22 protein-coding genes are annotated in these 24403 nt (G+C 66.1%); 12 read left to right on the forward strand and 10 right to left on the reverse strand.

Going from position 1 to position 24403, the window contains the following annotated elements; genetic code table 11:
• From HH800_RS14235 to HH800_RS14250, 4 genes are all read right to left on the reverse strand, one after another.
• Positions 1-4203, reverse strand: a complete 4203-nt coding sequence (locus tag HH800_RS14235; protein WP_169861471.1) for a translocation/assembly module TamB domain-containing protein — start codon at positions 4201-4203, stop codon at positions 1-3.
• Positions 4203-6221: an autotransporter assembly complex protein TamA gene (locus tag HH800_RS14240; RefSeq protein WP_169861472.1), complete on the reverse strand. Its 2019-nt coding sequence runs from the start codon at positions 6219-6221 to the stop codon at positions 4203-4205. Before HH800_RS14240 ends, HH800_RS14235 begins: the two co-directional genes overlap by 1 nt.
• A 128-nt stretch (positions 6222-6349) precedes the next feature.
• Entirely contained in the window at positions 6350-6820 is a 471-nt protein-coding gene (locus HH800_RS14245; protein WP_169861473.1) for a DUF1465 family protein, read from the reverse strand.
• Positions 6821-6940: 120 nt separating this feature from the next.
• Entirely contained in the window at positions 6941-7120 is a 180-nt protein-coding gene (locus tag HH800_RS14250) for a YdcH family protein (RefSeq protein ID WP_037492086.1), read from the reverse strand.
• 186 nt (positions 7121-7306) lie between these two features.
• Between HH800_RS14250 and HH800_RS14255 the strand changes: the two genes are divergently transcribed.
• The gene (locus HH800_RS14255) at positions 7307-7465 is read left to right on the forward strand and encodes a YdcH family protein (RefSeq protein WP_010337949.1); all 159 of its coding nucleotides are present in this window, start codon (positions 7307-7309) and stop codon (positions 7463-7465) included.
• A 293-nt stretch (positions 7466-7758) separates the two neighbouring features.
• Here HH800_RS14255 and HH800_RS14260 read toward each other — a convergent pair whose 3' ends face one another.
• From HH800_RS14260 to HH800_RS14270, 3 genes are all read right to left on the reverse strand, one after another.
• Positions 7759-8127, reverse strand: a complete 369-nt coding sequence (locus HH800_RS14260; RefSeq protein ID WP_017501570.1) for a PilZ domain-containing protein — start codon at positions 8125-8127, stop codon at positions 7759-7761.
• 76 nt (positions 8128-8203) lie between these two features.
• The gene (dksA, locus tag HH800_RS14265; protein ID WP_004211401.1) at positions 8204-8668 is read right to left on the reverse strand and encodes an RNA polymerase-binding protein DksA; all 465 of its coding nucleotides are present in this window, start codon (positions 8666-8668) and stop codon (positions 8204-8206) included.
• A gap of 520 nt (positions 8669-9188) precedes the next feature.
• Positions 9189-9788 (reverse strand): hypothetical protein, encoded by a 600-nt coding sequence (locus HH800_RS14270; RefSeq protein WP_235681886.1) that lies wholly within the window; start codon positions 9786-9788, stop codon positions 9189-9191.
• A gap of 34 nt (positions 9789-9822) precedes the next feature.
• Between HH800_RS14270 and HH800_RS29105 the strand changes: the two genes are divergently transcribed.
• On the forward strand, positions 9823-9972 hold the full coding sequence (locus HH800_RS29105) for a hypothetical protein (RefSeq protein ID WP_235681887.1): 150 nt from the start codon (positions 9823-9825) through the stop codon (positions 9970-9972).
• A gap of 72 nt (positions 9973-10044) precedes the next feature.
• Here HH800_RS29105 and HH800_RS14275 read toward each other — a convergent pair whose 3' ends face one another.
• Positions 10045-10485, reverse strand: coding sequence for a host attachment family protein (locus HH800_RS14275; RefSeq protein WP_029547763.1), 441 nt, complete (start codon positions 10483-10485; stop codon positions 10045-10047).
• Positions 10486-10573: 88 nt separating this feature from the next.
• Between HH800_RS14275 and serS the strand changes: the two genes are divergently transcribed.
• The 6 genes from serS (at position 10574) to rimO (ending at position 19444) form a co-directional block, all read left to right on the forward strand.
• On the forward strand, positions 10574-11986 hold the full coding sequence (serS, locus tag HH800_RS14280; RefSeq protein ID WP_169861474.1) for a serine--tRNA ligase: 1413 nt from the start codon (positions 10574-10576) through the stop codon (positions 11984-11986).
• Positions 11987-12014: 28 nt separating this feature from the next.
• Positions 12015-12779 (forward strand): 5'/3'-nucleotidase SurE, encoded by a 765-nt coding sequence (gene surE, locus HH800_RS14285; RefSeq protein ID WP_169861475.1) that lies wholly within the window; start codon positions 12015-12017, stop codon positions 12777-12779.
• Positions 12780-12802: 23 nt separating this feature from the next.
• Positions 12803-13933, forward strand: coding sequence for a peptidoglycan DD-metalloendopeptidase family protein (locus HH800_RS14290; protein WP_419248206.1), 1131 nt, complete (start codon positions 12803-12805; stop codon positions 13931-13933).
• Entirely contained in the window at positions 13930-14988 is a 1059-nt protein-coding gene (locus tag HH800_RS14295; RefSeq protein WP_169861476.1) for a potassium channel family protein, read from the forward strand. The genes HH800_RS14290 and HH800_RS14295 overlap by 4 nt, the downstream gene beginning before the upstream one ends.
• A 153-nt stretch (positions 14989-15141) precedes the next feature.
• Positions 15142-17967, forward strand: a complete 2826-nt coding sequence (locus HH800_RS14300) for a TonB-dependent receptor domain-containing protein (protein WP_169861477.1) — start codon at positions 15142-15144, stop codon at positions 17965-17967.
• Between the two features lie 94 nt (positions 17968-18061).
• The gene (gene rimO, locus HH800_RS14305) at positions 18062-19444 is read left to right on the forward strand and encodes a 30S ribosomal protein S12 methylthiotransferase RimO (RefSeq protein ID WP_169861478.1); all 1383 of its coding nucleotides are present in this window, start codon (positions 18062-18064) and stop codon (positions 19442-19444) included.
• Positions 19445-19462: 18 nt separating this feature from the next.
• On the opposite strand, the gene HH800_RS14310 is transcribed toward rimO, so the two are convergent.
• Positions 19463-20305 (reverse strand): DUF4163 domain-containing protein, encoded by an 843-nt coding sequence (locus HH800_RS14310; RefSeq protein WP_169861479.1) that lies wholly within the window; start codon positions 20303-20305, stop codon positions 19463-19465.
• On the reverse strand, positions 20305-20505 hold the full coding sequence (locus tag HH800_RS14315; RefSeq protein WP_004211387.1) for a hypothetical protein: 201 nt from the start codon (positions 20503-20505) through the stop codon (positions 20305-20307). The genes HH800_RS14310 and HH800_RS14315 overlap by 1 nt, the downstream gene beginning before the upstream one ends.
• A 156-nt stretch (positions 20506-20661) precedes the next feature.
• Between HH800_RS14315 and HH800_RS14320 the strand changes: the two genes are divergently transcribed.
• The 4 genes from HH800_RS14320 (at position 20662) to argC (ending at position 24338) form a co-directional block, all read left to right on the forward strand.
• Positions 20662-22059: a leucyl aminopeptidase family protein gene (locus HH800_RS14320; protein WP_169861480.1), complete on the forward strand. Its 1398-nt coding sequence runs from the start codon at positions 20662-20664 to the stop codon at positions 22057-22059.
• Positions 22060-22121: 62 nt separating this feature from the next.
• Positions 22122-22529 carry a MarR family transcriptional regulator gene (locus tag HH800_RS14325; RefSeq protein WP_004211384.1) on the forward strand — a complete coding sequence of 136 codons (408 nt, stop codon included), beginning with the start codon at positions 22122-22124 and terminating at the stop codon, positions 22527-22529.
• Complete coding sequence (locus HH800_RS14330; RefSeq protein ID WP_048939087.1) at positions 22489-23397, forward strand: C40 family peptidase; 909 nt, start codon at positions 22489-22491, stop codon at positions 23395-23397. Before HH800_RS14325 ends, HH800_RS14330 begins: the two co-directional genes overlap by 41 nt.
• Positions 23394-24338 carry an N-acetyl-gamma-glutamyl-phosphate reductase gene (gene argC, locus HH800_RS14335; protein ID WP_169861481.1) on the forward strand — a complete coding sequence of 315 codons (945 nt, stop codon included), beginning with the start codon at positions 23394-23396 and terminating at the stop codon, positions 24336-24338. Before HH800_RS14330 ends, argC begins: the two co-directional genes overlap by 4 nt.
• Positions 24339-24403: the final 65 nt, after the last annotated feature.

A 24403-nucleotide genomic window follows, 5' to 3' on the forward strand; every position in this document is an offset into this window, starting at 1 on the left:
TCAATAATCCTTGGAAATACGCAGGTTGGCGCTCTGGCGGCCGAGGGTGGAAATGGCGCCTAGCAGGGACAGCCAGCGTGTCACCTGATATTCCATCCGGGTGGCGCTATAGCCCTGCCCGTCGCTGATCAGTTCGACATAGGTCTTGCGGGTCAGATATTTGCCGGCGGCAAGCGAGGTGCCCTGCCCCTGGGTCGGATCGGCCGCGATGATGCGCAGACGATCCAGGCCCGCCGCCTTGCGCACTGCATTGATCGGATCAAGCCCGCCCTCGCCCTGAAGCGAGCCGACCGCCGAGGCGAGCTGGAGCGCTTCGGGCGCGGACAGGTTGGTGATCGAGGTGCCGAACAGGATGCGCGAGAGCAGTTCGTCCTGCGGCAGCGAGGGCACGGAGTTGAAGCTGATGTCGGGCTTGAGGCCGGTGCCGCCGACATGGATGGTGGCGGTGAGATCGCTGACGTCCGCCTCCGCATCGATGTCGAGGGTCGGGTTGACCGGGGTCTTGCCGTCGAACTGGATGCGCCCTTCGCGCAGTTCGAAGCGGCGGCCGGCAAATTCATAATTGCCGCGCACCAGTTCGGCCCGGCCAGCGATCGCCGGATTGGTGACGGTGCCACCAATGTTGAGATCGGCGCGCCATTCGCTGTCGAGGCCAAGGCCGGTCACGGTCAGACGATTGCGCGCCCGCGCCTTGACCGCCATGGTCCAGGGCTCGGCCGCGCGGGGGCGTTCGATCTCCTCGCCGCGCCGGTTGATCTCGATCACCTTGAGTTCGGGGATCTGGGCGACGGCGGCAGCGCGGCCCATGGTGAAGCGGCTCCTGTTGAGGGTGACGTCGCCGCCAATCTCGCCGCCCTTGCCGTCGGAGCGGATGGTGAGCGGGCCGGTGACGGTGGCGGCGATATCGTCACGCTCCAGCAGCGCGGCATTGTCCGCCTGGAAGGCGAGGTCCATGCCGACGCCGCCAATGCCGTTGAACGTAAAATTGCCGGTGCCGGTCACGCTGCCGCCATTCTGGGCATTGGCGGTGAAGCTGGAGAAGACCAGTTGCGCCCCGGCGAAACGGGCGCGCGCCTTGACGTTGCGCAGGCGCATGCCGGTGACCGGACTGTTGAGCGCGGCATTGTCGGTCGCGAGCGAACCGGTGATGACCGGATCGGCAAGCGTGCCATGCGCGTCGGCGGTGACGCTGACAGGGCCGGCAATATCGACAATCTCCACGCCGGTCAGGCGCCAGAGCGTGTCGGCGGTGCCGTTGAAGCGAAGCTGCGCGATCAGCGGCGCACCGTTGAGCCGTTCGACCAGGCTGCCGGTCGAGATGAGCGGGGTGAGCAGCGCCTGGCCGCGGCCGATGGTCTGGCCATCGGCGACGAAGACCATGCGGGTGGCAAGCCGGTCGAGGGTCAGCACGGCGTTGACGCCGACATCGACCGGGCGGGAACTCAAAGACAGGCCCGAGCGGGACAGGCCACGGATGCGCAGTTCCGCCTTGCCGGTCGGCAGGCCGCCGCGCGGGCGGCTGTAGCTCAGCGTGCCGGTGGCCATGCCGCCCAGCCCCAAATTGTCATAGGCGATGTCGAGCAGGGCGAGCGGCATCTTCTGCGCGCGCGCCTCGATCCGGGTGGTTTCGCCGCCCAGTTCGCCCGCCAATTGCAGCGTGCCGCCGGCATAGCTGATGGTCGCAGGCGACAGGCGCCAGCCATCCTCGGCGCGGGTGAAGAGCGCCGCGCGGGTCAGACGGATCGGCCGCTTGTCGATCGTGCCGCTGGCCGACAGGCGGACGCGGTCGAGATCGACCTGCGCCTCGCCCTTGAGGTCGAACAGGCGGCCGCGCTGGCCCGAGAGATTGCCCGAGACCTTGCCGCGCCCATCGACCAGCGCAGCAGTGGCATCGAGCCGACCGAGCAGCATGCCGCCGACGCGAAGGCCGCGTGCCTGGGCCGTGGCGTTGATCGAGGTGCCGTCGGGATCGAGCAGGATGGTAGCGTCGAGCGAGCCGCGCCGCACGGCGATGGTCGAAGGGCCGTCGAAGCTGGCGTCATTGGCGTCGAGATCGAGCTTCAACTGCTGGATGCCGCCGACCGGCTGGAAGCCGATCGTGCCGCTGACCGGGCCGGCGACCAGCAACTGGCCGTCGAGCCCGCCGGTGACGGGGCGGATGTCGCCGCTGGCGGTGACGCCCGAGACCGCGATGCGCGCGACGCGGACCACCGCCTGACCGCCGGGCGGCAGCAAGATGCGGCCTTCTCCGGTGAACGGGCCGAGCGTCGATCCGCCATTGGCGGTGAAGCTGTAATTGCCATCGGCGCCGGGCAGAAATTCGCCGCGCACGTCGCGCAGGCCGAGCGCATCCATCGGCCGCGCAAGCTGGACATGGACGATCGGCCGGTCGATCTTGCCATCGAGCACGACATTGACCGGGCCATATTGCTTGTGGCTGCCATTGCCTTCGAGATGGACGCTGCCGTCGCGGTGGCGCACGCCCTTGGCATTGAGGCTGATGAGCGGCGCGTCGAGCTTCATGTTGGAGAAGCCGATCTCGCCGCCCGGCAGCAGCGCCAGCGCGCTGCGGACCGTGGGCAGGCCGCCGCCCAGCCCCCTGAGAAAGGCATTATCGAGCCGGCGGACCTTGGCCACGGCATTGCCCGACAGGCCGAAGGCGCCATTGGCGCCGGGGGCCGCACGCAGTTTCGAGTCCAGATCGACGATGCCGAGGCCGCGGATGAAGAGGCCGCTGATCCGGCCGTCGATGCCGACATCATAGCGGCCGCTCTTGAGGTCGGCCATGACCAGCAGCTTGCCGTTCAGACGGTCCGACCGGAAGGGCATGGGGTTGCTGACGATCTGCTGCCCCTTGAGCTGCAGCACGCCGTCGAGCGCGAAATTGCGGACGATGCCGGCAACCAGATCGCCCTGCCCGTCAAGGCTGCGGGCGCGCAGCCGGACCGGTAGCAGCACCGGCCCGCTTTTCGCCTGACGCCCCTTGCCGTCGATGCGGACATCGTTGATCTGGGTCTTGCCGAAGGCGAGCTGGCGCGCGGTGAGCAGATATTCATAGCCAAAGCCAGCGAACGGACCGTCGAGCCGGACCTTCGCCACCACGTCGCGGCCGCGCATATCCTTGAGCAGCGCTTCAGGCCGAGCGAGGTTCATGTCGAGGCGCAGATTGTCGAAGGCGTTGTTGCGCAGGTCGATGGCGCCGTCGGCGACCATGTCGATCGCAGCCGAGCGCAGCGTGAGCCTGCCATCGACCACCCGGTCGGCCAGCGTACCCTGCGCGCCGATGGTCAGGCGCGGTGAGGCGAGGCGCGGCAGCAGGCCCTTGCCGGGAATGGCGCTGCCCTCGATCGTGCCCTGGATGGTGTAGGCGCCGCTGCGCGCACCGAGCTTCAGGTCGGCGACGGGATTGCCGGCCAGCGTGGCGGCGAGGCGCCCATCCCATCGGGTCCAGCGCCCCTTGCCACTGATGCGCAGATTGCCGTCCTGATTGAGGCCGGCCACCGCCGCCAGCACGCCACCCCTGGGCGCGTTGACGGTGACCGCCAGGTTGAATCGGTCATCGTCGGGCCGGCTGTCGAGCGTAAGGTTCAGGGCATCCTCCGCGCCGATGACGCGGGCCGACAAGTCGATGATCGCGCGGCCGCCACGAATGTCCGCATCACCCGACAGGGTCGCCAGTTCGACCTTGCCGGTGACGGCGGGCGCGACGGTCAGCCGATCGACCGAGAACTGCATCAGGCGGATGTCGAAGCCCGGCAGGATCGGCCCCTGCCGCTCGCTGGGATTGAGCTTGGGCAGTTTGTGCAGGGTCGCCTGCGGGATCAGCAGCCGGTCGATGTCGAGCCGGTTGGAGAGCCAGGCGAAGGGCCACCAGTCCAGTTCCACCCGCGGCGCGTCGAAGAAGCGGCCCTTGGGATCGGACAGGACGAGGCCGCGCAGCACCGCCTTGCGATAAATGCTGCCCTCGATCCGGTCGACATGGATGCGCAGGCCCGAGGGCGGGCTGACGGCGGCGATGCGCGAGACGAGGAAGCGGTGTCCGGGCGCGCTGTCGAGCCAGGCCAGCGTCGCCACCACGACCAGCAGCGCGAGCGCCAGTGCGCCCGCCAGCCAGCGCTGCCAGCGCCCGTCCCAGGCGCGGCGGCGCGGCGCGGCCGGGGGCGGCGGCACGGGCGGCTGGCTATCGGGCGGCGGCATGGCCATCAGAAGGCCTGCCCCAGCGAGACATAGACGGCGACCTTGGCATCGCCCGGCTGCGGATTGATCGGCGTGCCGACATCGACGCGGATCGGGCCGAAGCTGCTATAATAGCGCACGCCAAGCCCGGTGCCGACCCGCAGGTCGCGGAAGCGCGGCAGGAAGGTGGTGGAGATATTGCCCGCGTCGAGGAAGGGCACGACGCCGAAATTGCCGAAGCGGATGCGCGCCTCGGCCGAAAATTCGATCAGGCTCTTGCCGCCGACCGGATCATCATCCGGGCCGTAGCGCGGGCCGATCGCCTGATAGCCATAGCCGCGCACCGACGCGCCGCCGCCGGCATAGAAGCGCCGCGACGGCGCGATGCGATCGACCGTGGAGCCGAGGATGGTGCCGAGCCGGGTCCGCCCGGCGAGCACGACACGATCATTGATCGGCTGATAGGCGCTGGCGTCGACCTGCGCCTTGGCATAGCCGAAGGTCGACCCCTGAAAGGAGAGTTCGGGGCTGAGGCGGCCGCCGAGGCGGAAGCCCTTGCTGGGGTTGAGCAGGTCGTCGCTGCCATCATAGGTCAGGCTGAGCGGCACCGCGCCGATGAAGAAGGTACGGCGGCTGCCGCCGGAAAAGGCGTCCGCTTCGTCCGAGGCGATGAGTTCGGCGCCGACGCGCCAGACCCAATGTTTCTGGAACAGGATGTTGGTCTGCCGCTCCAGCCCGCCCGACAGGGTGATGGTGCGCGCGTCATAGGCGTCGCGGCGGATATTGCTGTAGGAGACGAGGCCCGTCAGCACATGGTCGCGCTCGCGGAAATTGTTGCGGCGATAGGTGGCCTGCGCCGTCTGTTCCTGGGTGCCGAGCACGCCGCGCAGAGTGAGCGATCCTTCGGGCGGGAAAAGATTGCGATGCTGCCAACTGACCTCCGCGCGATAACCTTCGCCCGTACCATAGCCCAGTTCGCCCGCAATGGTGCGCATCGGCGCCGGGCGCAGATCGACATCCAGGTCGACATGCTCGCCATCGCCCGCGTCCTTCGGCGTCAGCGTGACGGACGAGACGAGGCCGGTGGTGACGATAGCGCGGCGCAGATCCTCCACATCGGTGGCGCGGTAGGTTTCGCCGGGTTCGAACCGGGCCATGCGCTGGAGATGGCGGGCGCTGAACACATCATCATTGTCGAGCAATATCTGGCCGAAGCTGCGATAACCGCCGGGCGTGACGATGATGTCGAGATCGCCGTTGCGCGCTTCATGGTCGATCCGCACTTCGGGTTCGTCCACCCTGGCAAAGGGATAGCCATTTTCGCCCAGCGCCGTCGCCAGCGCGGTCTGCCCCGCAAGGATGCGGTCGGCGTTGATCGGATCGCCCGACTTCATCGTGAAGGCGCCGCGCAGCGTCTCCTCCCGCGGGCCGGTTTCGGCGAGACCGGCAATCTCCACCGTGTCGAGGACATAAAGCGGCCCCGGCGTGACATCAAAGATGACCGACAGCTTGTCGCTGCCGGCGGGCGGCGGCGCGACGCTGCCGCGCACCCGCGCGGCATAATAGCCGTCGGCGCGCAGCAGCCGGTCGAGCAGGTCGCTGTCCTCCTTCACCCGGCGGTTGATCTGGGCAAGGTTGGCGGCCTTCCCCTCCCCCTGGTGCAATATCGACAGGCTGTCGAAACGGGGCGCGACCTGATTGTCGCCGATCGCGTCGATACCGCGCAGGGTGACGCCATATTTGCGCTCCTCCCCGGCGTCGGTGAAGGTGACGACCTCCTCGGCCGGGCCGGTATCGGCGGCGGCGTCGGCCTGCTGCGCCGGCTGGTCGGGGGTGTCGGGTTCGCTGGCCGCAACCGGATCCTCCGGCAGTGGGGCGACCGTATCGGGCTGGCCCATGTCGGGCCAGTCGATGCCGATGTCGGGCATGGCATCGAGCGATGCGGAGGGATCGACCGGCGGGCTGGCGGGATCGGCAGCGGGATCAGGCGCAGGCTGGGCCGCCTGCGCGAACGCAGTGCCGGCGGTGCAGAACGCCAGGGACAAGAGACATAGCCCTGCGGCGCGCGGATCAACGGGAAAGCGGCGCCCTGTCCGCAAGCCATGGGTCATGCGACCGGTCTAGACCAAGTCGGGGCGATTATGCCAGCCAAGAGATGGCGATGGCCCAATGGTCAGAAGGCGGTGTTGAGCCGATCCATGAGTGCGCGGGCCGGACTGTCGGCCAGCGGCGCGTCCGGCGACAGCATCCGTTTTTCCAGCCGCGCGACCCGACCATAAAGCTCCTGGCTCGCCTCGATCAGCGAACGGGCGGCGAAGGGGAAGTCGCCGGCAATGCCCGGATCGGTGGCGGTGGCGCGGCCGAGCCGATATTTCTCATCGGCCACGTCCGCATCGCTAATTTCGCCACGCTGCCAGGCGCGCTGGCTGAGCAGCCAGGCGATGATGTGCATCAGCCGGGTCGTGACCTTGAGCGATTCACAGGCGAAGGACACGCGGCGCAGGGGATCGTCGGCGGCAAACTGCCCGGCCTCGTCCGCGTCGAAATAGGAGCGCGCCTCATCCGCCATCACCATCGCCTCCATATAGAGGCCATCGACAAGGCGGCGATGAAGACCGGGATCAAGGGCGGCTGCGTTGCGCATAGGCCTAGCTGACATATCGCGGTGCGATTGTCAGGGCCGTGGATGGCGCCGGAAGCCCGCCTGTCCCATTTGGGATCGCTTTACGCCGCAGTCCCGCAATTTTGCGACGCGGCGGACGCATCAGGCGATGATGTCCGGGACCAGCGCATCTTCGAGCGCGACGATCTCGTCCCGCAGCCGCAGCTTGCGTTTCTTGAGGCGCGCGACCTGCATCTGGTCACCCACCCCGCCGTCGACCAGCGCCGCGATCGCGGCATCGAGATCGCGATGCTCGACCCGCAGCAGCTCCAACCGGCGCATAATGTCTTCGCGGCTCACCAAGCCCCCGCCTTCCGAACCCAACATAGCCTCTCCCGATAGCCCGGCGCAGGCGCGCGGGCCATCGCAATTTTACCGACGGCCCATCGCAAAGCGCGAATCATCGCGAGACAGGTCCGCCGAATCATGATCTACTTCGTCATCCATCACCCTCGTAAGGAGAATGTCATGGAAAATTCCCACGTTTCAGCTCTTTCCGCAAAGCATGCCGGGCTTGAAGCCCGGATCAAGGCCGAGTCGAGTCGGCCGATGCCCGACGACATTCTCGTCGCCTCGCTGAAGAAGCAGAAATTGCGGGTCAAGGAAGAGATGCAGGGCCGACATTAAGCCCGTTCCGCACGGAAAAGGCCGGGGCCGGATCACCGGACCGGCCATTTTCCTGCCAGCGGGACGCAGAGCATCGATCCAGCCGGAAACCCGGCCAGATTTTCGACATAGTGCAGCGGATGACGCCTAGCCGGGGAAGATGACCTGGCGATGACAGGCGTTGGGCATGACAGCCTTCGCCTAACGCTCGCCCCAAGTGGAGGCGTCGCGGCGGCATGGAACAGGTCGCATATGAAAAAGCCCCGCGCGGCGAACCGGCGGGGCCTTTTGCCAACCCATTTATATCATCGGTATCAGCGGCGCGTGATCGTCGCGGAACGCAGATAGTCCGGCAGGGCCTGCCGCGACACGCCATTGGCGACCGGCTTGCGCGCCAGTTGCGGATCGATCGGCGCGTCGAAGGCGAAGCCGATCTTGTCATCGCGCGACCAGGCGACAGCCCCCTCGACCAGGCCAACACCGCGCAGTTCGAGACGCAGCCGCGTGCCGGCGGGAATGGCGCGTTCGCAATCCGCCATCAGGCCGGTGGCCGACAGATTGCGCACGCGCGCCTTGCCCAGATCGACGCCATCCAGCGTGCTGAGGCTGGTGAGCAGGAACAGGCTGTCGCGCGGCGCGGAACGAGCCGGTCCCCGATCAGAATTTCCCGTTTCCTTATCCATGACTATTCCCGCAAAATGACACTTGGCCAACAGGATAGTCATGCGACGTGGAGAAAGGGTTAACCGCCGCAGGGGGTTAATCGTCGCGGGAGACTTTTTCCTGACGCTCGTGCCGCTCCTGCGCCTCGACCGTCATGGTCGCGATCGGACGGGCTTCCAGCCGGCCCAGCGAGATCGGCTCGCCGGTGACTTCGCAATAGCCATATTCGCCTTCGTCGATACGGCGGAGCGCCGCGTCGATCTTGGAGATCAGCTTGCGCTGGCGGTCGCGGGTGCGCAGTTCGATCGACCAGTCGGTCTCGCTCGATGCGCGGTCGTTGAGGTCGGGTTCGCGCAGCGGTTCATTCTGCAGCACAGCGAGCGTGCCTTCCGCTTCCGACAGGATCTGTTTCTTCCAGTCCCAGAGACGCTGCCGGAAATATTCCTGCTGCAGGGGGTTCATGAATTCTTCGTCAGCCGACGGACGATAATCGTCCGGGAGTGTTACGGTCGATTTTGGCGGCTTCACACCGTCTTTATCGGAATTCAGTACCGATGCCATCTGGCTCTCCGACTCGAGAGGCCCCGGCGCTGTAAGTTCCGGGCGCCCATGACTTTTGTTTGAGCGGGCCTCATAGCCATCGCGACGAGGCGATACAAGCGGACAATGCGCACTCCGGCGCATCCCCTAGGCCAGCTGACGCACCCGGAACGGACAGCGCGACTCCATCAGGGTTTTCCCCGATCTCGCCATCCGGATGTTCATGCAGCCCATCCTTAACGTTCCACAATGACACGTTAACCATCGCGATTGACTCAAACGCCCGGTTTTTCGGACCTTTTACGACGCAAAGATGGTTAATGCCCTTGCAGTTAACGCTTTATTTTGCGTTGGTATGCAGTAGGGAATGGCAGGGTTCACGCTACGGAAGGCACCGATGGCGCGAATGGGTAAACAGGACTAGAGAAGATCCTATGTCGGTTCGGATGGCTTTGGCAAAATTGTGCGCCTGCACTTGTGGCGGCGCCATCATTGGCGGAGGCGCCGTCCATGTGGCGGAAAATGCGCGTCCGGCAACGGTCTACAGCACCAAGAGTGTGAAGGCCAAGCCGCGCCAGCGCGTCCTGGCCACGGCCAAGCGCCCGCCGGCCAAGAAGCCCGCCCCGATCCGCTTGACCGTGACCACGCCGTCGCCGCCCATCCCGCTGCCCCCGCCGCCGGTGCAGGCCGCTTTGCCGCTGATGGCTGGCGGGCCGACCCCGACCGCAGCGCCGATCGGCGGTAGCAGCGGCTTTGGCGGCAGCAGCGGTTTCATCGGCGGCTTCTTTGGTGGCGGCAGCAGCGGTGGCGGCACGGTGGTGATCTCCACCACCGGTTCGACGGGCTCGAGCGGCTCCAACTCGCCCACGCCGCCGACATCGACGACCAGCGGTTCGGATTCGCCGACACCGCCGACGTCGACCTCCAGCGGTACGACGTCGACCACGACGACCTCGACGTCGACCTCCACATCGACTTCGACCTCTACGTCCACATCGACCTCTTCCTCGTCGGGCGCGACATCGACCTCGACGTCCAGTTCGACCTCGACCGGATCGTCGAGCTTCGGCAGCACGTCGTCGAGCAGCTCGACCAGCAGTTCCACGTCGACCTCGACATCGTCGGGCACCTCTTCGGGCACGCCGCCGCCTCCCGCGCCGCCGCCGCCGACCGATGTGCCGGCGCCGCCGATGGTGCTGCTGTTCGGCGCCGGTGCCGCCGCGCTGCTGATGCGCAAGCGCCTGGCCGATCGCAATACGGAGCTGTCGATCGAGGGCCATGGCCCGGCCAAGCCTATCCCGATCATCCGCACCGGCGACATCTGAGCCGGCACTGTCCGAGAACCAAAAAGGGCGGCCCTGGGGCCGCCCTTTTCTTTTACCGACAGGATTTCCCGCTCAACTGCGGGCGATGATCTTCTCGATCTCACCGACCGGATGATTGGCCAGATCCTTGGCGATCTCGCCGACCAGCCGGTCCTGCACTTCCTTGTGATAATGTTTGCGCATCTCGCCCAATGCCGTGGGCGGGGCGACGATGATCAGCTTCTCATAATCCTGGGCAAAGGCGCGGCGCTTGAGCAGGTCTGCCGCCTCTGCCGCGAAGCGTGCCTCTTCCAGTTCATGGAAATCGGTCTGTTCCATACTGCTGCGATGGCTGCCAACCGAATTGAAGGCGCGGCCGGGCGCGTCCGATGCCTGGTCCCGGTCGGCCGGATTATCCTGCACCTTCACCTCTTCCGCCTCCAGCTGGGGAAAGGCGCGGTCGCCCTTGTTGCGGAAGAAGAGCAATTTGCGCCCGTCCGCCACCAGCACCATCGCATCATGATCGATCTGCATCGCCTTCTCCTTCATTTTGTGGACGCATCACCAACGGGCGAAGGCGCACAGGGTTGCGTGGCCTCGTTCGCGACGGCATAGGGCAGCGATGCACGACATCCGCTTCATCCGCGAAAATCCCGCCGCTTTCGACGCCGCCCTGGCGCGCCGTGGCCTGGCCCCGCTGTCCGCCGACATATTGGCGCTGGACGAAAAGAGCCGCGCGCTCAAGACGGAGCTGCAGCAGGGACAGGCCCGCCGCAACGAGGCGAGCAAGGCGATCGGTCAGGCGATGGCGGCCAAGGACATGGCCAAGGCCGAGGCGCTGAAGGCCGAGGTCGCGGCGCTGAAGGAAGGCACGCCCGCGCTGGAAGCCGAAGAGGCCGAGGTCGGCGCGGCGCTCAATGCCATGCTGGCGGCGATCCCCAACCTGCCCGCCGACGATGTGCCGCAGGGCGCGGATGAAGCCGGCAATGTCGAGCTGAGCCGCTGGGGGAATGTTCGCGCGTTCGATTTCGCGCCGCAGGACCATGCCGATTTCGGCCCGGCGCTGGGGCTGGATTTCGAGGGCGGCGCGCGACTTTCGGGTGCGCGCTTCACCGCGCTGCGCGGCCAGATGGCGCGGCTGCACCGCGCGCTGGCGCAATATATGCTCGACACCCAGACCGGTACCAACGGCTATGAGGAAACCAATCCGCCACTGCTGGTGAAGGACGAGGCGCTGTTCGGCACCGGGCAGTTGCCCAAGTTTGCCGAAGATCTGTTCTCTACGCTCAGATCTGTATCTTCGCTCGAGCATTTTGTGAATCGGATTAATGAAGCCCTTAGCGGCCAAGGCCAGCCAGGATGGTCAGGTAACCTGAATGCGCTAATTCAGCAAGAATACCTCACAAATCCTGAGGTTCGCAGGGAAAAGCTTTGGCTGATCCCGACTGCCGAGGTATCGCTGACCAATCTGGTCGCCGAGCAGATCGTGCCGACCGACGCCCTGCCGGTGCGGCTGACCGCGCTGACCCCCTGTTTCCGGTCCGAGGCCGGATCGGCCGGGCGCGACACGCGCGGCTTCATCCGCCAGCATCAGTTCGAGAAGGTCGAGCTGGTCGCGATCTGCGCGCCCGAGGAATCGGACGCCGAGCATGAGCGGATGGTGCAGGCGGCCGAGGGCATTTTGCAGGCGCTGAACCTGCCCTATCGCAAGATGCTGCTGTGCAGCGGCGACATGGGCTTTGGCGCGCGCAAGACCTATGACCTGGAAGTCTGGCTGCCGAGCCAGGCGACCTATCGCGAGATCAGCTCCGTCTCCAACTGCGGCGATTTCCAGGCGCGGCGAATGAACGCCCGCTACAAGCCGGAGGGGGAGAAAGCGACCCGCTTCCTCCATACCCTCAACGGATCGGGCCTGGCGGTCGGTCGCACGCTGGTTGCGGTGCTGGAAAATTACCAGCAGGCCGATGGCAGCGTGATCGTGCCCGAGGTGCTGACGCCCTATATGGGCGGCATCACCAAGCTGGAGCCGCGATAAGAAAAGGCCTCAAGCAAGGAAACGGGCGATGCGCATCCTCCTCACCAATGACGATGGCGTCCATGCGCCGGGGCTGAAGGTGCTGGAGGCGATCGCCCGCACCCTGTCCGACGATATCTGGATCGTTGCGCCCAGCGAGGAACAGTCCGGCGCAGGCCACAGCCTGACGCTGACCCGGCCGCTGCGCATCCGCAAGCATGGCGACAAACATTATAGCGTCACCGGCACGCCGACCGATGCGGTGATGATGGCGGTCGGCCATCTGATGAAGGACGCGAAACCGGACCTGGTCCTGTCGGGCGTCAATCGCGGGGCCAACCTGGCCGAGGACGTCACCTATTCGGGCACCGTCGCCGCCGCGATGGAGGGTGCGATTTCCGGCATCAAGTCGATCGCGCTGAGCCAGGTCTATGCCCGTGAGGCGATGGGCGACGCGGTACCCTTTGCTGCCGCCGAAGCCTGGGGCGAGCGGGTGCTGCGCCCGCTGATCGCCATGCCGGCCAGCCCGCGCCTGCTGTTCAACGTCAATTTCCCCGCGATCGCCCCGGACAGGATCAAGGGCGTGCGCGTGGTGCGGCAGGGCTTCCATGACATCGACCGGACGAAGATCATCGAGGGCACCGATCCGCGCGGCTATCGCTATTACTGGTTTGGCCTGGGGCGGAGCGATTCCGCGCCCGAGGGAACCGATCTGGCGGCCATCGCAGATGAGTATATCGCGGTGACGCCGCTTCATTATGACCTGACGCAGGATGGCGCGCTGGCGGCGACGGCGCAGGCATTTTCGGACTGACTGACGCTCCGGGGGGAGACCATATGGCTGGACATCTGAGGGGGCGGCGCTGGCTGCCCATGGCGCCGCTGCCGCTGCTGCTGGCGGGTTGCATCCCTGCCCCGGTGCAGGACAGCGCCCCCTATGCCGCCCCCCTGCCCCCGGCCCAGCCGGCGCCCGCCATTCCGCCATCGCCCAGCATGCCGCCGCAACCGGTCAAGCCCGAACCGCAGATGATCGAGCGCAAACCGGTCTGGACGGCGCAGCAGGTGACGGCGAATGCGCGGACGGTGGCCGCCAGCCTCTACAGCGTGCAGCCGGGCGACACGCTGCGCGGCATCGGCAACCGCACCGGCGCGGGATCGGACGCGATCGCACGGGCCAACGGACTGGCCCCGCCCTATGCGCTGCGGCCGGGGCAGAGCCTGTCGATCCCCAGCGGGCGTTATCATGCGGTGGCAGAGGGGGAGACCGGCATCGCCATCGCCGTGGCCTATGGCGTGCGGTGGAGCGACATTGTCGACATCAATGGCCTGACCGAACCCTATGTACTGCGGCGCGGGCAGCGACTGCTGCTGCCCGGTGGCGAGATGCCGGCCGCCCCGGTGGCGGCGCAGCCGGTCCGGGCGCCCGCATCCAGCCTGGAACAGCGCGCCGCCGCCTTCCGCATCGACATTGACGATGTGCTGACCGGCGGCCAGCCTGCCGTCGCGGAGGAGAAGCCGCGCACGGTGGCCAAGGCGCAGCCCCGCCCCCTGCCCTCCAATGTGCCGATCGCCCAGCCTGGCGGCTTTTCCGGCCAATTCGCCTGGCCGCTCAAGGGCAATATCCTCTCGCGCTTCGGCCCCGGCGAAAGCGGCGCCAAGAATAACGGCATCGACATTGCCGCGCCGATCGGCACGCCGATCCGCGCGGCGGCTGATGGAGTCGTCGCCTATGCCGGCGACAGCATCGCGGTGTTCGGCGGCCTCATCCTCATCACCCATGGTAGCGGCTGGGTCAGCGCCTATGGCCATGCCAACCGGATCGACGTGGTTCGCGGGCAGAAGGTGACTAAGGGCCAGGTGATTGGCCTCAGCGGTGACACAGGCTATGCCAGCAAGCCGAAGCTGCATTTCGAGCTGCGCAAGGACCGAGTGCCGATCAATCCCATGACCCAATTGCCCACCCCATGAAGATCGCGCCGCCGCCTTCGGCATCGCCCATGGCCGGCTTTCTGCGGCGGCGATCGGCGCTGCCGGTCTGGGCGGACCTCGCCTGGCGGGTGGTGCTGGTCTTTGGCCTGATCGCGATCGTGCTGGCGCTCCACTGGTTCGGGCGCGACGGTCTCAAGGACAATTATGACGACCAGATCAGCTTCATCGACGTGCTCTATTTCACCACGGTCACCGTCACCACGGTCGGCTATGGCGATATCGTGCCGGTCTCGCCCGAAGCGCGCCTGTTCGAATCCATCTTCGTCACGCCGATCCGGCTGTTCGTCTGGATCATCTTTCTGGGCACGGCCTATAATCTCTTCTTCCGCAACATCCTCTACAGGTGGCGCATGGCACGCATTCAGGCCGATCTGCACAATCATATCGTCGTCACCGGTTTCGGCACCAGCGGCCAGGAGGCGGTGAACGAGCTGCTGGCGCGTGGCACCGACCCGCGCGAGATCGTGGTGATCGACGGCAGCGAGAAAGCGCTGGACCATGCCGAGGCGCTGGGCTGCAACGTGCTGTGCGGCGACAGCACCCGCGACAAGACGCTGAAGGACGTGGCCATCCACCGTGCCCGCACGATGATCGTGTCGGCGGGACGCGACGACACGTCGATTCTGATTACGCTCACTGCGCGCCATCTGGCCCCGCGCCTGCCGATCAGCATCGTCGTGCGCAACGAGGATAATGAAGTGCCCGCGCGCCAGGCGGGCGCCACCACGGTCATCAACCCGGTCAGCTTTGCCGGGCTGCTGCTGGCGGGCAGCACCAGCGGCAAGCATATTGCCGACTATATGGCCGATCTCGCCGCCTCGGGCGGCCGGGTGAAGCTGCACGAGCGGCCAGTGCTGCCGCAGGAAATCGGCCAGCCGCTTTCGGCGATCGGCACGGGCCTGGGCGTGCGCATCTATCGCGGCGACCATCCGATCGGCTTCTGGGAGGAAGGCGCGCGAGCGCTCCAGACCGGCGACTGCATCATCGAGATCGTGGAAGAAACCGGCGCCATGCCTCGCCCTGACGATCAATAGGTTCAAATCAGCGACAGACTGAACATGTTTGTTGCGCCACAGCAACATAGAGCAAAATTCGTGCTACCAACGGTGCAGCGCAGCATGCGGCCAATTGCCTTGCTGTCATAGAATGGCAACACTCCCTCAGGTCTGATTTTTGAGGGGTAGAATATGCGCTTGAAAAATGTCCTGAAAACCGGCGTCCTGCTGTCCGCCTTCCTTTATAACGCATCGTCTTTCGCCCAATCCGCCGCGCCGCAGGCCGATGATGCCGGGGCCATCATCGTCACCGGGTCGCGCATCCGCCAGAATCCGCTGGACCAGGACAAGCCGATCGTCACCGTCGATCAGGAAGCGATCGCGCGGACCGGCCTTTCCTCCATCGCCGACGTGCTGCAGCGCATTCCGAGCGCTGGCGGCGGCCTCAACACCAAGGTCAACAATGCCGGCAATATCGGTGGTCCGCCCGACGGCACCGGCGTCAGCTCCGGCTCGGCCGAAATCGACCTGCGTTACCTGGGCGCCAAGCGCACGCTGATCCTGGTCGACGGCATGCGCTATGTGAACGGCTCGGCCGCCGGCGGCATCCCCGCTTCGGTCGACTTGAACTCCATCCCTGCCAGCATGATCGAACGGGTCGAGGTGCTGCAGTCGGGCGCCTCCCCGCTCTATGGCTCCGACGCGGTTGCCGGCGTCGTCAACATCATTACCAAGCAGTCGCAGAAGGGCCTCGACCTGTCCGCCCAGTTCGGCACTTATGAACAAGGCGATGGCGAAACCTATGATCTCAACGCCAGCTATGGCCTGCAGTCCGATAGGGTGTCGATCGTCTTTGGCGGCAATTATGTGAAGCAGCAGAGCGTCCGCACCGCCGATCGCTCCATCTCCCGCTTCCCCAATCCGGGCCAGACGAGCTGCGCCGACCCGATCGGCGGCTGTTCCGGTGCGACGCCCAACGGCCGCTTCATGATCGGCGACGAGGATCTGACGCTGATCGCGCCGGTCAGCGGGCGCCCGACCTATCCGGGAGACTTCAAGAATTTCACTTCGGCCGATCGCTATAATTTCGCGCCGGAAAATTACCTGCTGACGCCGTCGGAACGCTATGGCGGCTTCCTCAACGCCAAGTTCGAATTTTCCGACAATGTCAGCCTGCGCACGCGGCTGGTCTATCAGCATCGCAGTTCGACCACCCAGGCCGCGCCGCTGCCGCTGTTCGTCGGCCCGGATGCGGGCAATGGCAATCTGCTCGATACGATCAGCATCGATGCGACCAATCCCTATAATCCGTTCGGCTTCACCTTGTCGTCGGGTGCCAATGGCGAGCCGGCGACCTATTCGCTGATCGCCCGTCGCTTCGTCGAGGGCGGCCCGCGCATCTTCAGCCAGGATGTCGATACCTTCACCATGCAATCGACACTCGAAGGCTCCTTCGGGGTCGGCGACAAGACATGGTATTGGGACGTCAACGGCATGTATGGCAGCAATGACGCGCATCAGGTGTTCACCGGCAACCTGAACGCCGCCAAGCTGGCCCAGGCGCTGGGGCCGGTCGCGGGCTGCACTGGCGATTGCGTACCGTTCAACATCTTCGGCGGGGCCGGGTCGATCACCCAGGCCATGCTCGACTATGTGACCTTCGACCAGAAGGATCGCAGCACGCAGGAATTGTGGGACGCCACCGCCAACCTGTCGGGCGAATTGTTCGACCTGCCGGGCGGCGCGGTCGGCTTCGCCGTCGGCTACGAGCATCGCAACCAGCGCGCCAGCTACACCCCCGACCCGATCATCACCGCGGGCCTGGGCGCCGACGTGCCGACCAGCCCGGCCGCCGGCAGCTTCAATGTCGATGAAGTCTATGGCGAAATCCGCATCCCGATCCTCGCCGACGTGCCCTTCTTCCAGAAGCTGGAACTGGACGGCGCGGTGCGCCATTCCAACTATAGCAGCTTTGGCAGCAACACGACCTTCACCGTGTCGGGCCTGTGGAAACCGGTCAGCGACCTGCTGCTGCGCGGCGGCTATGCCGAGAGCCTGCGTGCGCCCAGCATCGGCGAAATGCATGCCGGCCGGTCGCGCACCGATCAGACGATCAACGACCCCTGCACCAGCGCAGCGGGCGGATCCTGGGACAATCCGACCGTGCGCGCCAACTGCATCGCCAATGGCGTGCCGGCCGATGGCAGCTATGACGAGCCGACCGGTGGCCAGCTGGGCGTCTTTTCCAGCGGCTCGACCAACCTGAAGCCGGAAACCGCCAAGACCTGGACCGCCGGCATGGTCTACAGCCCGGCCTGGGCACGCAACGGCTTTGCCAGCGCACTCAGCCTTGAGGTCAATTATTATAATATCCGCCTAAAGAACGCGATCGACTCGGTGCCTGCGACGCTGACGCTGCGCCGCTGCGCCTTCGATGCCGATCCGGTCAGTTGCGCATCGATCAGCCGCACGCCCAGCGGTCTGGTCGCCGGCATCGACGCCACGCTGCAGAATCTCAACGCCATCAACACCGACGGCATCGACGGATCTTTGATCTATCGCTCCAAGCCGGTGGGCGACGGCACGGTCGGTCTGACGATCAATGCCGCCTATCTGCTGAGCTATGACATCAAGGCCCCGGCCGAGTTGAATGCCCCCACGATCAAATGCGCCGGCACCGAACGCTGCGGTTCGGTCGACCAGGCCTATCCGCGCTTCAAGGCGACCACCACGCTCGACTATTCGGCCGATGCCTGGGGCGTTTCCTTCACCGGCCGCTATATCAGCAAGGTGACCGAGAGCGACGGCCATGTCATGGGATCGACCTTCTATGGCGACATGCAGGCCTATTTCTCGCCGGCCTGGCTCGACCATCGCACCCGGCTGACGATCGGCGTCAACAACCTGTTCGACAAGGATCCGCCGGCCTGCTTCACCTGCGACAGCGCCAATTTCGACCCGACCACCTATGATGTGCCGGGCCAGTTCGGTTACATCCGCCTGTCCTACAAGATGTAACGGATCAAGGGCTTAGCTAGAACGAAGGGCGCGTCCATCCGGGCGCGCCCTTTGTCTTTTCGGCTACCCCGTGACATTTGGCGCAAAAATCCCTATGTGCGCGCCGATCATGGCAACCAAAATCCCAGACGCGCCGAAGATCGGCATGGTTTCGCTCGGCTGTCCGAAGAACCTGGTCGACTCCGAACGTATCCTGACCAAGCTGCGTTCCGACGGCTATCAGATGTCCGCCGACTATGCCGGCGCCGACGTCGTGCTGGTCAACACCTGCGGCTTCCTAGATTCCGCCAAGGAGGAATCGCTCGAGGCGATCGGCGAGGCCATGGCCGAAAATGGCCGCGTCATCGTGACCGGTTGCATGGGCGACGAAGCGGACGTGATCCGCGCGAAATTCCCGCAGGTGCTGGCCGTTACCGGCGCGCATCAATATGAGCAGGTGGTCAATGCGGTGCATGATGCATCGCCGCCCATCCCCAATGCCTTCATCGATCTGGTGCCCGAGGGCGGGCTAAAGCTCACGCCGCGCCATTACAGCTATCTGAAGATTTCAGAGGGCTGCAACCATCGCTGCTCCTTCTGCATCATCCCCTCGATCCGCGGCGACCTGGTGTCGCGCCGGATCGACGCAGTGCTGCGCGAGGCGGAAAAGCTGGTCGCGGCCGGCACCAAGGAGTTGCTGGTCATCAGCCAGGACACCTCGGCCTATGGCGTCGACACCCGCCACGAGCCGCGCATGTGGAAGGGCCATGAGGTCCGCGCCCATATGACCGATATGGCGCGCGAACTGGGCCAGTTGCGCACGGCGGACGGCGTCGCCCCCTGGGTGCGCCTCCATTATGTCTACCCCTATCCCCATGTCGACCATGTCATCCCGCTGATGGCCGAGGGGCTGCTGACGCCCTATCTCGACATCCCCTTCCAGCATGCCTCGCCGAGCGTGCTCAAGACGATGAAGCGCCCGGCCAACGAAGCCAAGGTGCTGGATCGCATTCGCAAGTGGCGCGACATCTGCCCCGACATCGCGATCCGCTCCAGCTTCGTCGTCGGCTTCCCCGGCGAGACCGAGGCGGACTTCCAGTATCTGCTCGACTGGCTGGACGAGGCGCAGCTCGACCGCGTCGGCGCCTTCCGCTTCGAGCCGGTCGAGGGCGCTGCCGCCAATGACCTGCCAGGCGCGGTGCCCGAAGAGGTCAAGGAAGAACGCTATCAGCGGATCATGGAAAAGACCGCCGCGATCAGCGCCGCCAAGCTGCAGGCCAAGGTCGGCCGGGTCATGCCGGTGATCATCGACGAGGTCGGCGAGCCCGACGAGGAAGATGGCAGCATCGGCGCCACCGCGCGCAGCCAGGCTGACGCGCCGGAAATCGACGGCAATGTCTTCCTGCGCGACGTCGGCGAAGGCCGCAAGGCCGGCGACATGTTCGACGTGCTGATCGAGGATGCCGACGATCACGACCTGTACGGCGTGCCGGCCTGACCGATCGGGAACCGGATATCAGGGCCTGGCGAAGGCATCCTGATATTCGGTCTTGATCGCCTTGTAGATCGCCGCATCGACCGGCAGCTTGATGTCATAGCTGCCCTCGGCATAGGGGCCGGCGCCATAGGGGCCGATCGTCACCTGGATGCCGTCGATCAACTTGCCGTCGCGCGATGTCGGCGCCAGCACCTGCTTCATCGGATCGATGCATTTTGTGAAGTCGTCATCGCCCGGCACCACCGGCGCGCCGCGCTTTTCCGCCCGCGCTTGGTCCAGCGCTTTGCAGAAATTGTCGTGGATGGCCGTTGCAAAGGCCGGTTCGGACGTCAGCAGCGCGCCGAAATCGGTCTCGCGCCGCCGTTCCTTGTCCCACAGCAGCGCTTCATAGCCGGTCATGCCATGGGCGCCGCCGGTATACATGTAATTGGCGGATTCGAGCGCCAGGAAGCGCGGCGTATCGGCCATCACGCTCCAGCGCGTCTCGCGGCTATGGGCGTGGAAGGGGAAACCCGCTTTCCTGGCCGAATCCCGGTCCTGCGTCGCCATCTTGAGCGCATCGGCCTTGTTCTCGGCCATGGCGTGGGCGAAGCGATCGACCAGCGTCGGGATCGCCGCCGCCTGCGCCGGATAGGCGTAGAGAAATTCCAGCAGTTCGGTCTTGTCCGACTGCTCGAATGGTTTGGCGGGTGGGGCAGCGGGTCGCGTGGTGCCGGCCATGCGGTCGACAAAGGCGCGCATCGTCGCATTGGCGGGCATGTTGCCGCCGGGCGTGTCATCCTCAGTCGATTTCGAGCAGCCGGACAGCAACAGGGCTGCGAGCAGCAGGCCCGTCGACCCGTTCCCCCACCCTGCCCGCATCAGTGCGGCTTGGCCGTCAGGCAGCGCTCGCTGATCGCCTTGCGCGCATAATCGCCGGCGAGAGCGCGATGGATGTTGGGCCATCCTTCGGCCACAAGCGCCTGCTCGACCGCATGGGCGTTGGCGAACTGGCCGCTTTCGGCCAGCGCATAGGCGCGGGCGCGCAGCGCCTGCAGGCCGCTATTGTCGGAACGGATCATGGCTACTCTCCTTGCCGTTTATTATGATCTGGAACCTAGGCACTCGGGCCACAATAGGCAAATGCCCTGACGGCCGGCCGGGTTTCCACCGGGACGAAAGAAGATGCAAAAAATGGCCCGTTCCCATGTGGAGCGCTTTCTCCTACATCCCTGTGCATGACCGAATTTGCCGACCTGCTCAAAGCCGATAATGGCCAGCCCGCCCGTTCCATCCAGTTGATCGAAGCGGCCGAGCTGGACGCCTGGTTCACCGCCCAGCCCGAGCGGGTCCGCGCCCTGATCAGCGCTCAGAAATTCCACGCCAAGCCGAACGAATATGCGATCGTCCCCGGCGAGGGGCAGAGCGACTGGTCGGTCGTGGCCGGGGTCGCCAAGCGCGACGCGCTCGGCAGCTGGTGCCTGGCCAGGCTAGCCGAAAGCCTGCCCGAGGGCAGCTATCGCCTGACCGAGGGTAGCACCGGCGCGGCGGCGCTGGGCTGGCTGACGGCGCAATATCGGTTCGAACGCTATCGCAAGGATGAGGGCGCGGCCGGCCCGCGCATACTGCTGACCGGCGACGTCGCCCGGATCGAGGCGATCGTGCAGCAGGCCGAGGCGGTGGCGCTGGTCCGCGACCTGGTGAACACGCCGGCCGCCGACATGGGACCGCAGGATCTGGAAGATGCCGTGCGCCAGTTGGCACAGGCCCATGGCGGCGACGTGCAGGTGACGCGCGGCGACGCGCTGGAGCAGGGTTTCCCGATGATCCATGCCGTCGGCAAGGCGGCGGACAAGAGCTTTGCCCCGCGCCTCATCGAAATGAGCTGGGGCGATCCCAGTGCGCCGCGCATTGCCGTGGTCGGCAAGGGCATCTGCTTCGACAGCGGCGGCCTCGACATCAAGCCATCATCGGGCATGCGCCTGATGAAGAAGGATATGGGCGGCGCGGCCCATGCGATTGCGCTGGCCCGGCTGATCATCGGCGCGCGCCTGCCGGTGCGGCTGCACCTGCTGGTGCCGACCGCCGAAAATGCCATCAGCGGCAATGCCTTCCGCCCCGGCGACATATTGCGCAGCCGGCAGGGGCTCACCGTGGAGATCGGCAATACCGACGCCGAAGGGCGGCTGGTGCTGGGCGATGCACTGACCCGCGCGGGCGAGGAAAAGCCCGAGCTGATCGTGGACTTCGCCACCCTGACCGGCGCGGCGCGCGTCGCCGTCGGCCCGGACCTGCCGGCGCTGTTCACCAATGACGAGGCGCTGGCGACCGACATCGCGGCGGCCGGCACGGCGGTCGACGACCCGACCTGGCGCCTGCCGCTGTGGGACGGCTATTATGACATGCTGAAGTCCGACATTGCCGACATGAACAATGCCGGCGAAGGCGGCTTTGCCGGCGCGGTGACCGCCGCCCTGTTCCTGCAGCGTTTCGTGCCGGAGGGCACGGCCTGGATTCACCTCGACACCTTCGCCTGGCGACCGGCGGCGCGTCCGGGCCGGCCCAAGGGCGGCGAGGCGCTGGGCCTGCGCGCGGTCTTCCGCCTGCTCCAGCAGCGCTATGACGGCGCGCGATAGCCAAACTGCAATATCCTGCGATCCGTTACGCAACCGGATTGGCTATCATGCGTTAGGGGGGCATGAACGCGCTCGCTTCCCCGCAACAGGCCGCCCAGATCGACCGTCCCGGCATACAGCCGCTCAGCCAGTGGATGCGGACCCTGGTGGATTATGTGCGGTCGGGAAAACCCGACCTCACCAACCGCCAGATGGCCCTGATGCTGACCGTCTATATCGGCGATGGTCCGCATACGGTGCGCGGCCTGGCCGAACAGTTGCATGTGTCCAAGCCGGTCATCACCCGCGCGCTGAACAAGCTTTCGGCGCTCGGCTATCTCCGACGAGAGCGGGATGCGGCCGATCGGCGCAATATTTTCATCACCCGCACGTCGAAGGGCGCGGAATTCCTTGACGCCTTTCACCATTTCATCGCAGGAACCGCGCGCGATGACAGGCCAGATCAACACCACGCGGAACGCACCGCCTGAAAGAACCCGGTTCAAGCTGGACGGCAGATCCGTAGCGCTCGACCACCGCGTCCATGCGGCGCGTGGCGACCTTGCGGACATCTCGCTCGCCGGCGTGCTCTTTTCCGCCCATTATGCCCGCGCGGTCGAACTGACCTGCGTGGCGCCCGGCGCGCCGATCCTGTCCCAGCCCTCGCACAATGCCGAGGCGGTCAGCGAATTGCTGCGTGGCGAAAGTTTCCATGCGCTCGACGTCACGACCGACTGGGCCTGGGGCTTTTGCGGGCATGATGGCTATGTCGGCTATATCCGCCGCGACGCGCTGGACGTGAAGGAGGCGGTCAGCCACCGCATCGTCAACCAGAGCGCGCCGCTGTTCAGCCGCGCCGACATCAAGGCACCGATCGCCGATCATTGGCCGCTGGGCGCCCGCTTCGGCGGCGAGGCCGAGGACAGTTTCCTCGCGACCGGCGACGGCTTCATCCATGGCCGCCATGCCGCCCCGCTCGACTCGCGGGAAAGCGACTGGGTCGCGGTGGCGCAGCGCTATCTCGGCCAGCCCTATGTCTGGGGCGGCCGTGGCCATCGCGGCATCGACTGTTCGGGGCTGGTGCAGGTGGCGCTGGGCGAATGCGGCATCGCCGTGCCGCGCGACACCGACCTGCAGTGCGAGGGCATTGGCGCGCCGATCGAGGCGAGCGTGCCGTTGCAGCGCGGCGACCTGATCTTCTTCCCCGGCCATGTCGGGATCATGACCGACGCCACCCATATGCTGCACGCCAACGCCCATTGGATGGCCGTGGTGGTCGAGCCGCTGGCCGATGTCGTCGCTCGGCTGGCGCCCGATCATGAACAGCCGATCATCGCGCGGCGGAGGATTGCCCCATGACGACGAAGATCTTCATCGACGGCGGCCATGGCACCACCGGCATCGAGATTGCCGATCGCCTGGCCGACCGGCCCGAACTGTCGCTGATCACGGTCGACGAGAAGGATCGCCGCAACATGGCGGCCCGGCGCGACGCGCTGAACGCGGCCGATATCGTGATCCTGTGCCTGCCCGACGATGCCGCGCGCGAATCCGTGTCGATGATCGACAATGACCGCACCCGCGTGATCGACGCATCGACCGCACACCGCGTCGCCGACGGCTGGACCTATGGCTTCCCCGAACTGGAACCGGGCCATCGCGAGCGACTGGCCAACAGCCGCTTCGTCGCCAATCCAGGCTGCTGGCCGACCGGCTTTCTGGGCCTGGTCCGTCCGCTGGTGCTGGCCGGCCTGCTGCCGGTGGACTGGCCGGTGACGGTATCGGGCGCGTCGGGCTATTCGGGTGGCGGCAAGGCGATGATCGCGGAATATGAGGGCGCCGAGGGCGCGCCGACCGCCTTCCGCGCCTATGGCCTGAGCCTGGCGCACAAGCATGTGCCGGAAATGACCCGCTATTCGGGTCTGGCCCATCCGCCGCTGTTCGCCCCGGCCGTCGCCAACGCCTATCGTGGCATGCTGGTGGAAGTGCCGCTCCAACTGCGCGCCATGCCCGGCACGCCATCCCCGGCAGACATCCATGCCGCGCTGGCCGCCGCCTATGCAGGATCGCCGACCGTCAGCGTGACGCCGCTGGCCGACAGCGAAGCCATGGCACAGATTGAGGTCGAGCATGTCGGCGCGACCGACCGCCTGTCGCTGTCGGTGTTCGGCAATGCGCAGAGCGGCCAGGCGCGTCTGGTCGCCACGCTCGACAATCTGGGCAAGGGTGCGGCGGGCGCCGCCGTGCAGAATCTCAACATCCTGGCCGGCCTGCCGGAAACCGCGGGGCTGCGGCTCTAAAGCGCCGTCAGCGAGACAGCAAAAAGGGCCGGAGCGTTCCATGACGCTCCGGCCCTTTTGCGTTC

It is taken from the genome of Sphingobium yanoikuyae, from assembly GCF_013001025.1.
GTDB lineage: Bacteria > Pseudomonadota > Alphaproteobacteria > Sphingomonadales > Sphingomonadaceae > Sphingobium > Sphingobium yanoikuyae_A.

Bases quoted from the DNA above. Each gene is read 5' to 3' on its own strand.
- HH800_RS14235 (WP_169861471.1), bottom strand. From the start codon at position 4,203: ATGGCCATGCCGCCGCCCGATAGCCAGCCGCCCGTGCCGCCGCCCCCG.
- HH800_RS14245 (WP_169861473.1), bottom strand. From the start codon at position 6,820: ATGCGCAACGCAGCCGCCCTTGATCCCGGTCTTCATCGCCGCCTTGTC.
- HH800_RS14250 (WP_037492086.1), bottom strand. From the start codon at position 7,120: ATGCGCCGGTTGGAGCTGCTGCGGGTCGAGCATCGCGATCTCGATGCC.
- HH800_RS14255 (WP_010337949.1), top strand. From the start codon at position 7,307: ATGGAAAATTCCCACGTTTCAGCTCTTTCCGCAAAGCATGCCGGGCTT.
- HH800_RS14260 (WP_017501570.1), bottom strand. From the start codon at position 8,127: ATGGATAAGGAAACGGGAAATTCTGATCGGGGACCGGCTCGTTCCGCG.
- dksA (WP_004211401.1), bottom strand. From the start codon at position 8,668: ATGGCATCGGTACTGAATTCCGATAAAGACGGTGTGAAGCCGCCAAAA.
- HH800_RS14275 (WP_029547763.1), bottom strand. From the start codon at position 10,485: ATGCAGATCGATCATGATGCGATGGTGCTGGTGGCGGACGGGCGCAAA.
- serS (WP_169861474.1), top strand. From the start codon at position 10,574: ATGCACGACATCCGCTTCATCCGCGAAAATCCCGCCGCTTTCGACGCC.
- surE (WP_169861475.1), top strand. From the start codon at position 12,015: ATGCGCATCCTCCTCACCAATGACGATGGCGTCCATGCGCCGGGGCTG.
- HH800_RS14290 (WP_419248206.1), top strand. From the start codon at position 12,803: ATGGCTGGACATCTGAGGGGGCGGCGCTGGCTGCCCATGGCGCCGCTG.
- HH800_RS14295 (WP_169861476.1), top strand. From the start codon at position 13,930: ATGAAGATCGCGCCGCCGCCTTCGGCATCGCCCATGGCCGGCTTTCTG.
- HH800_RS14300 (WP_169861477.1), top strand. From the start codon at position 15,142: ATGCGCTTGAAAAATGTCCTGAAAACCGGCGTCCTGCTGTCCGCCTTC.
- rimO (WP_169861478.1), top strand. From the start codon at position 18,062: ATGTGCGCGCCGATCATGGCAACCAAAATCCCAGACGCGCCGAAGATC.
- HH800_RS14310 (WP_169861479.1), bottom strand. From the start codon at position 20,305: ATGCGGGCAGGGTGGGGGAACGGGTCGACGGGCCTGCTGCTCGCAGCC.
- HH800_RS14315 (WP_004211387.1), bottom strand. From the start codon at position 20,505: ATGATCCGTTCCGACAATAGCGGCCTGCAGGCGCTGCGCGCCCGCGCC.
- HH800_RS14320 (WP_169861480.1), top strand. From the start codon at position 20,662: ATGACCGAATTTGCCGACCTGCTCAAAGCCGATAATGGCCAGCCCGCC.
- HH800_RS14325 (WP_004211384.1), top strand. From the start codon at position 22,122: ATGAACGCGCTCGCTTCCCCGCAACAGGCCGCCCAGATCGACCGTCCC.
- HH800_RS14330 (WP_048939087.1), top strand. From the start codon at position 22,489: ATGACAGGCCAGATCAACACCACGCGGAACGCACCGCCTGAAAGAACC.
- argC (WP_169861481.1), top strand. From the start codon at position 23,394: ATGACGACGAAGATCTTCATCGACGGCGGCCATGGCACCACCGGCATC.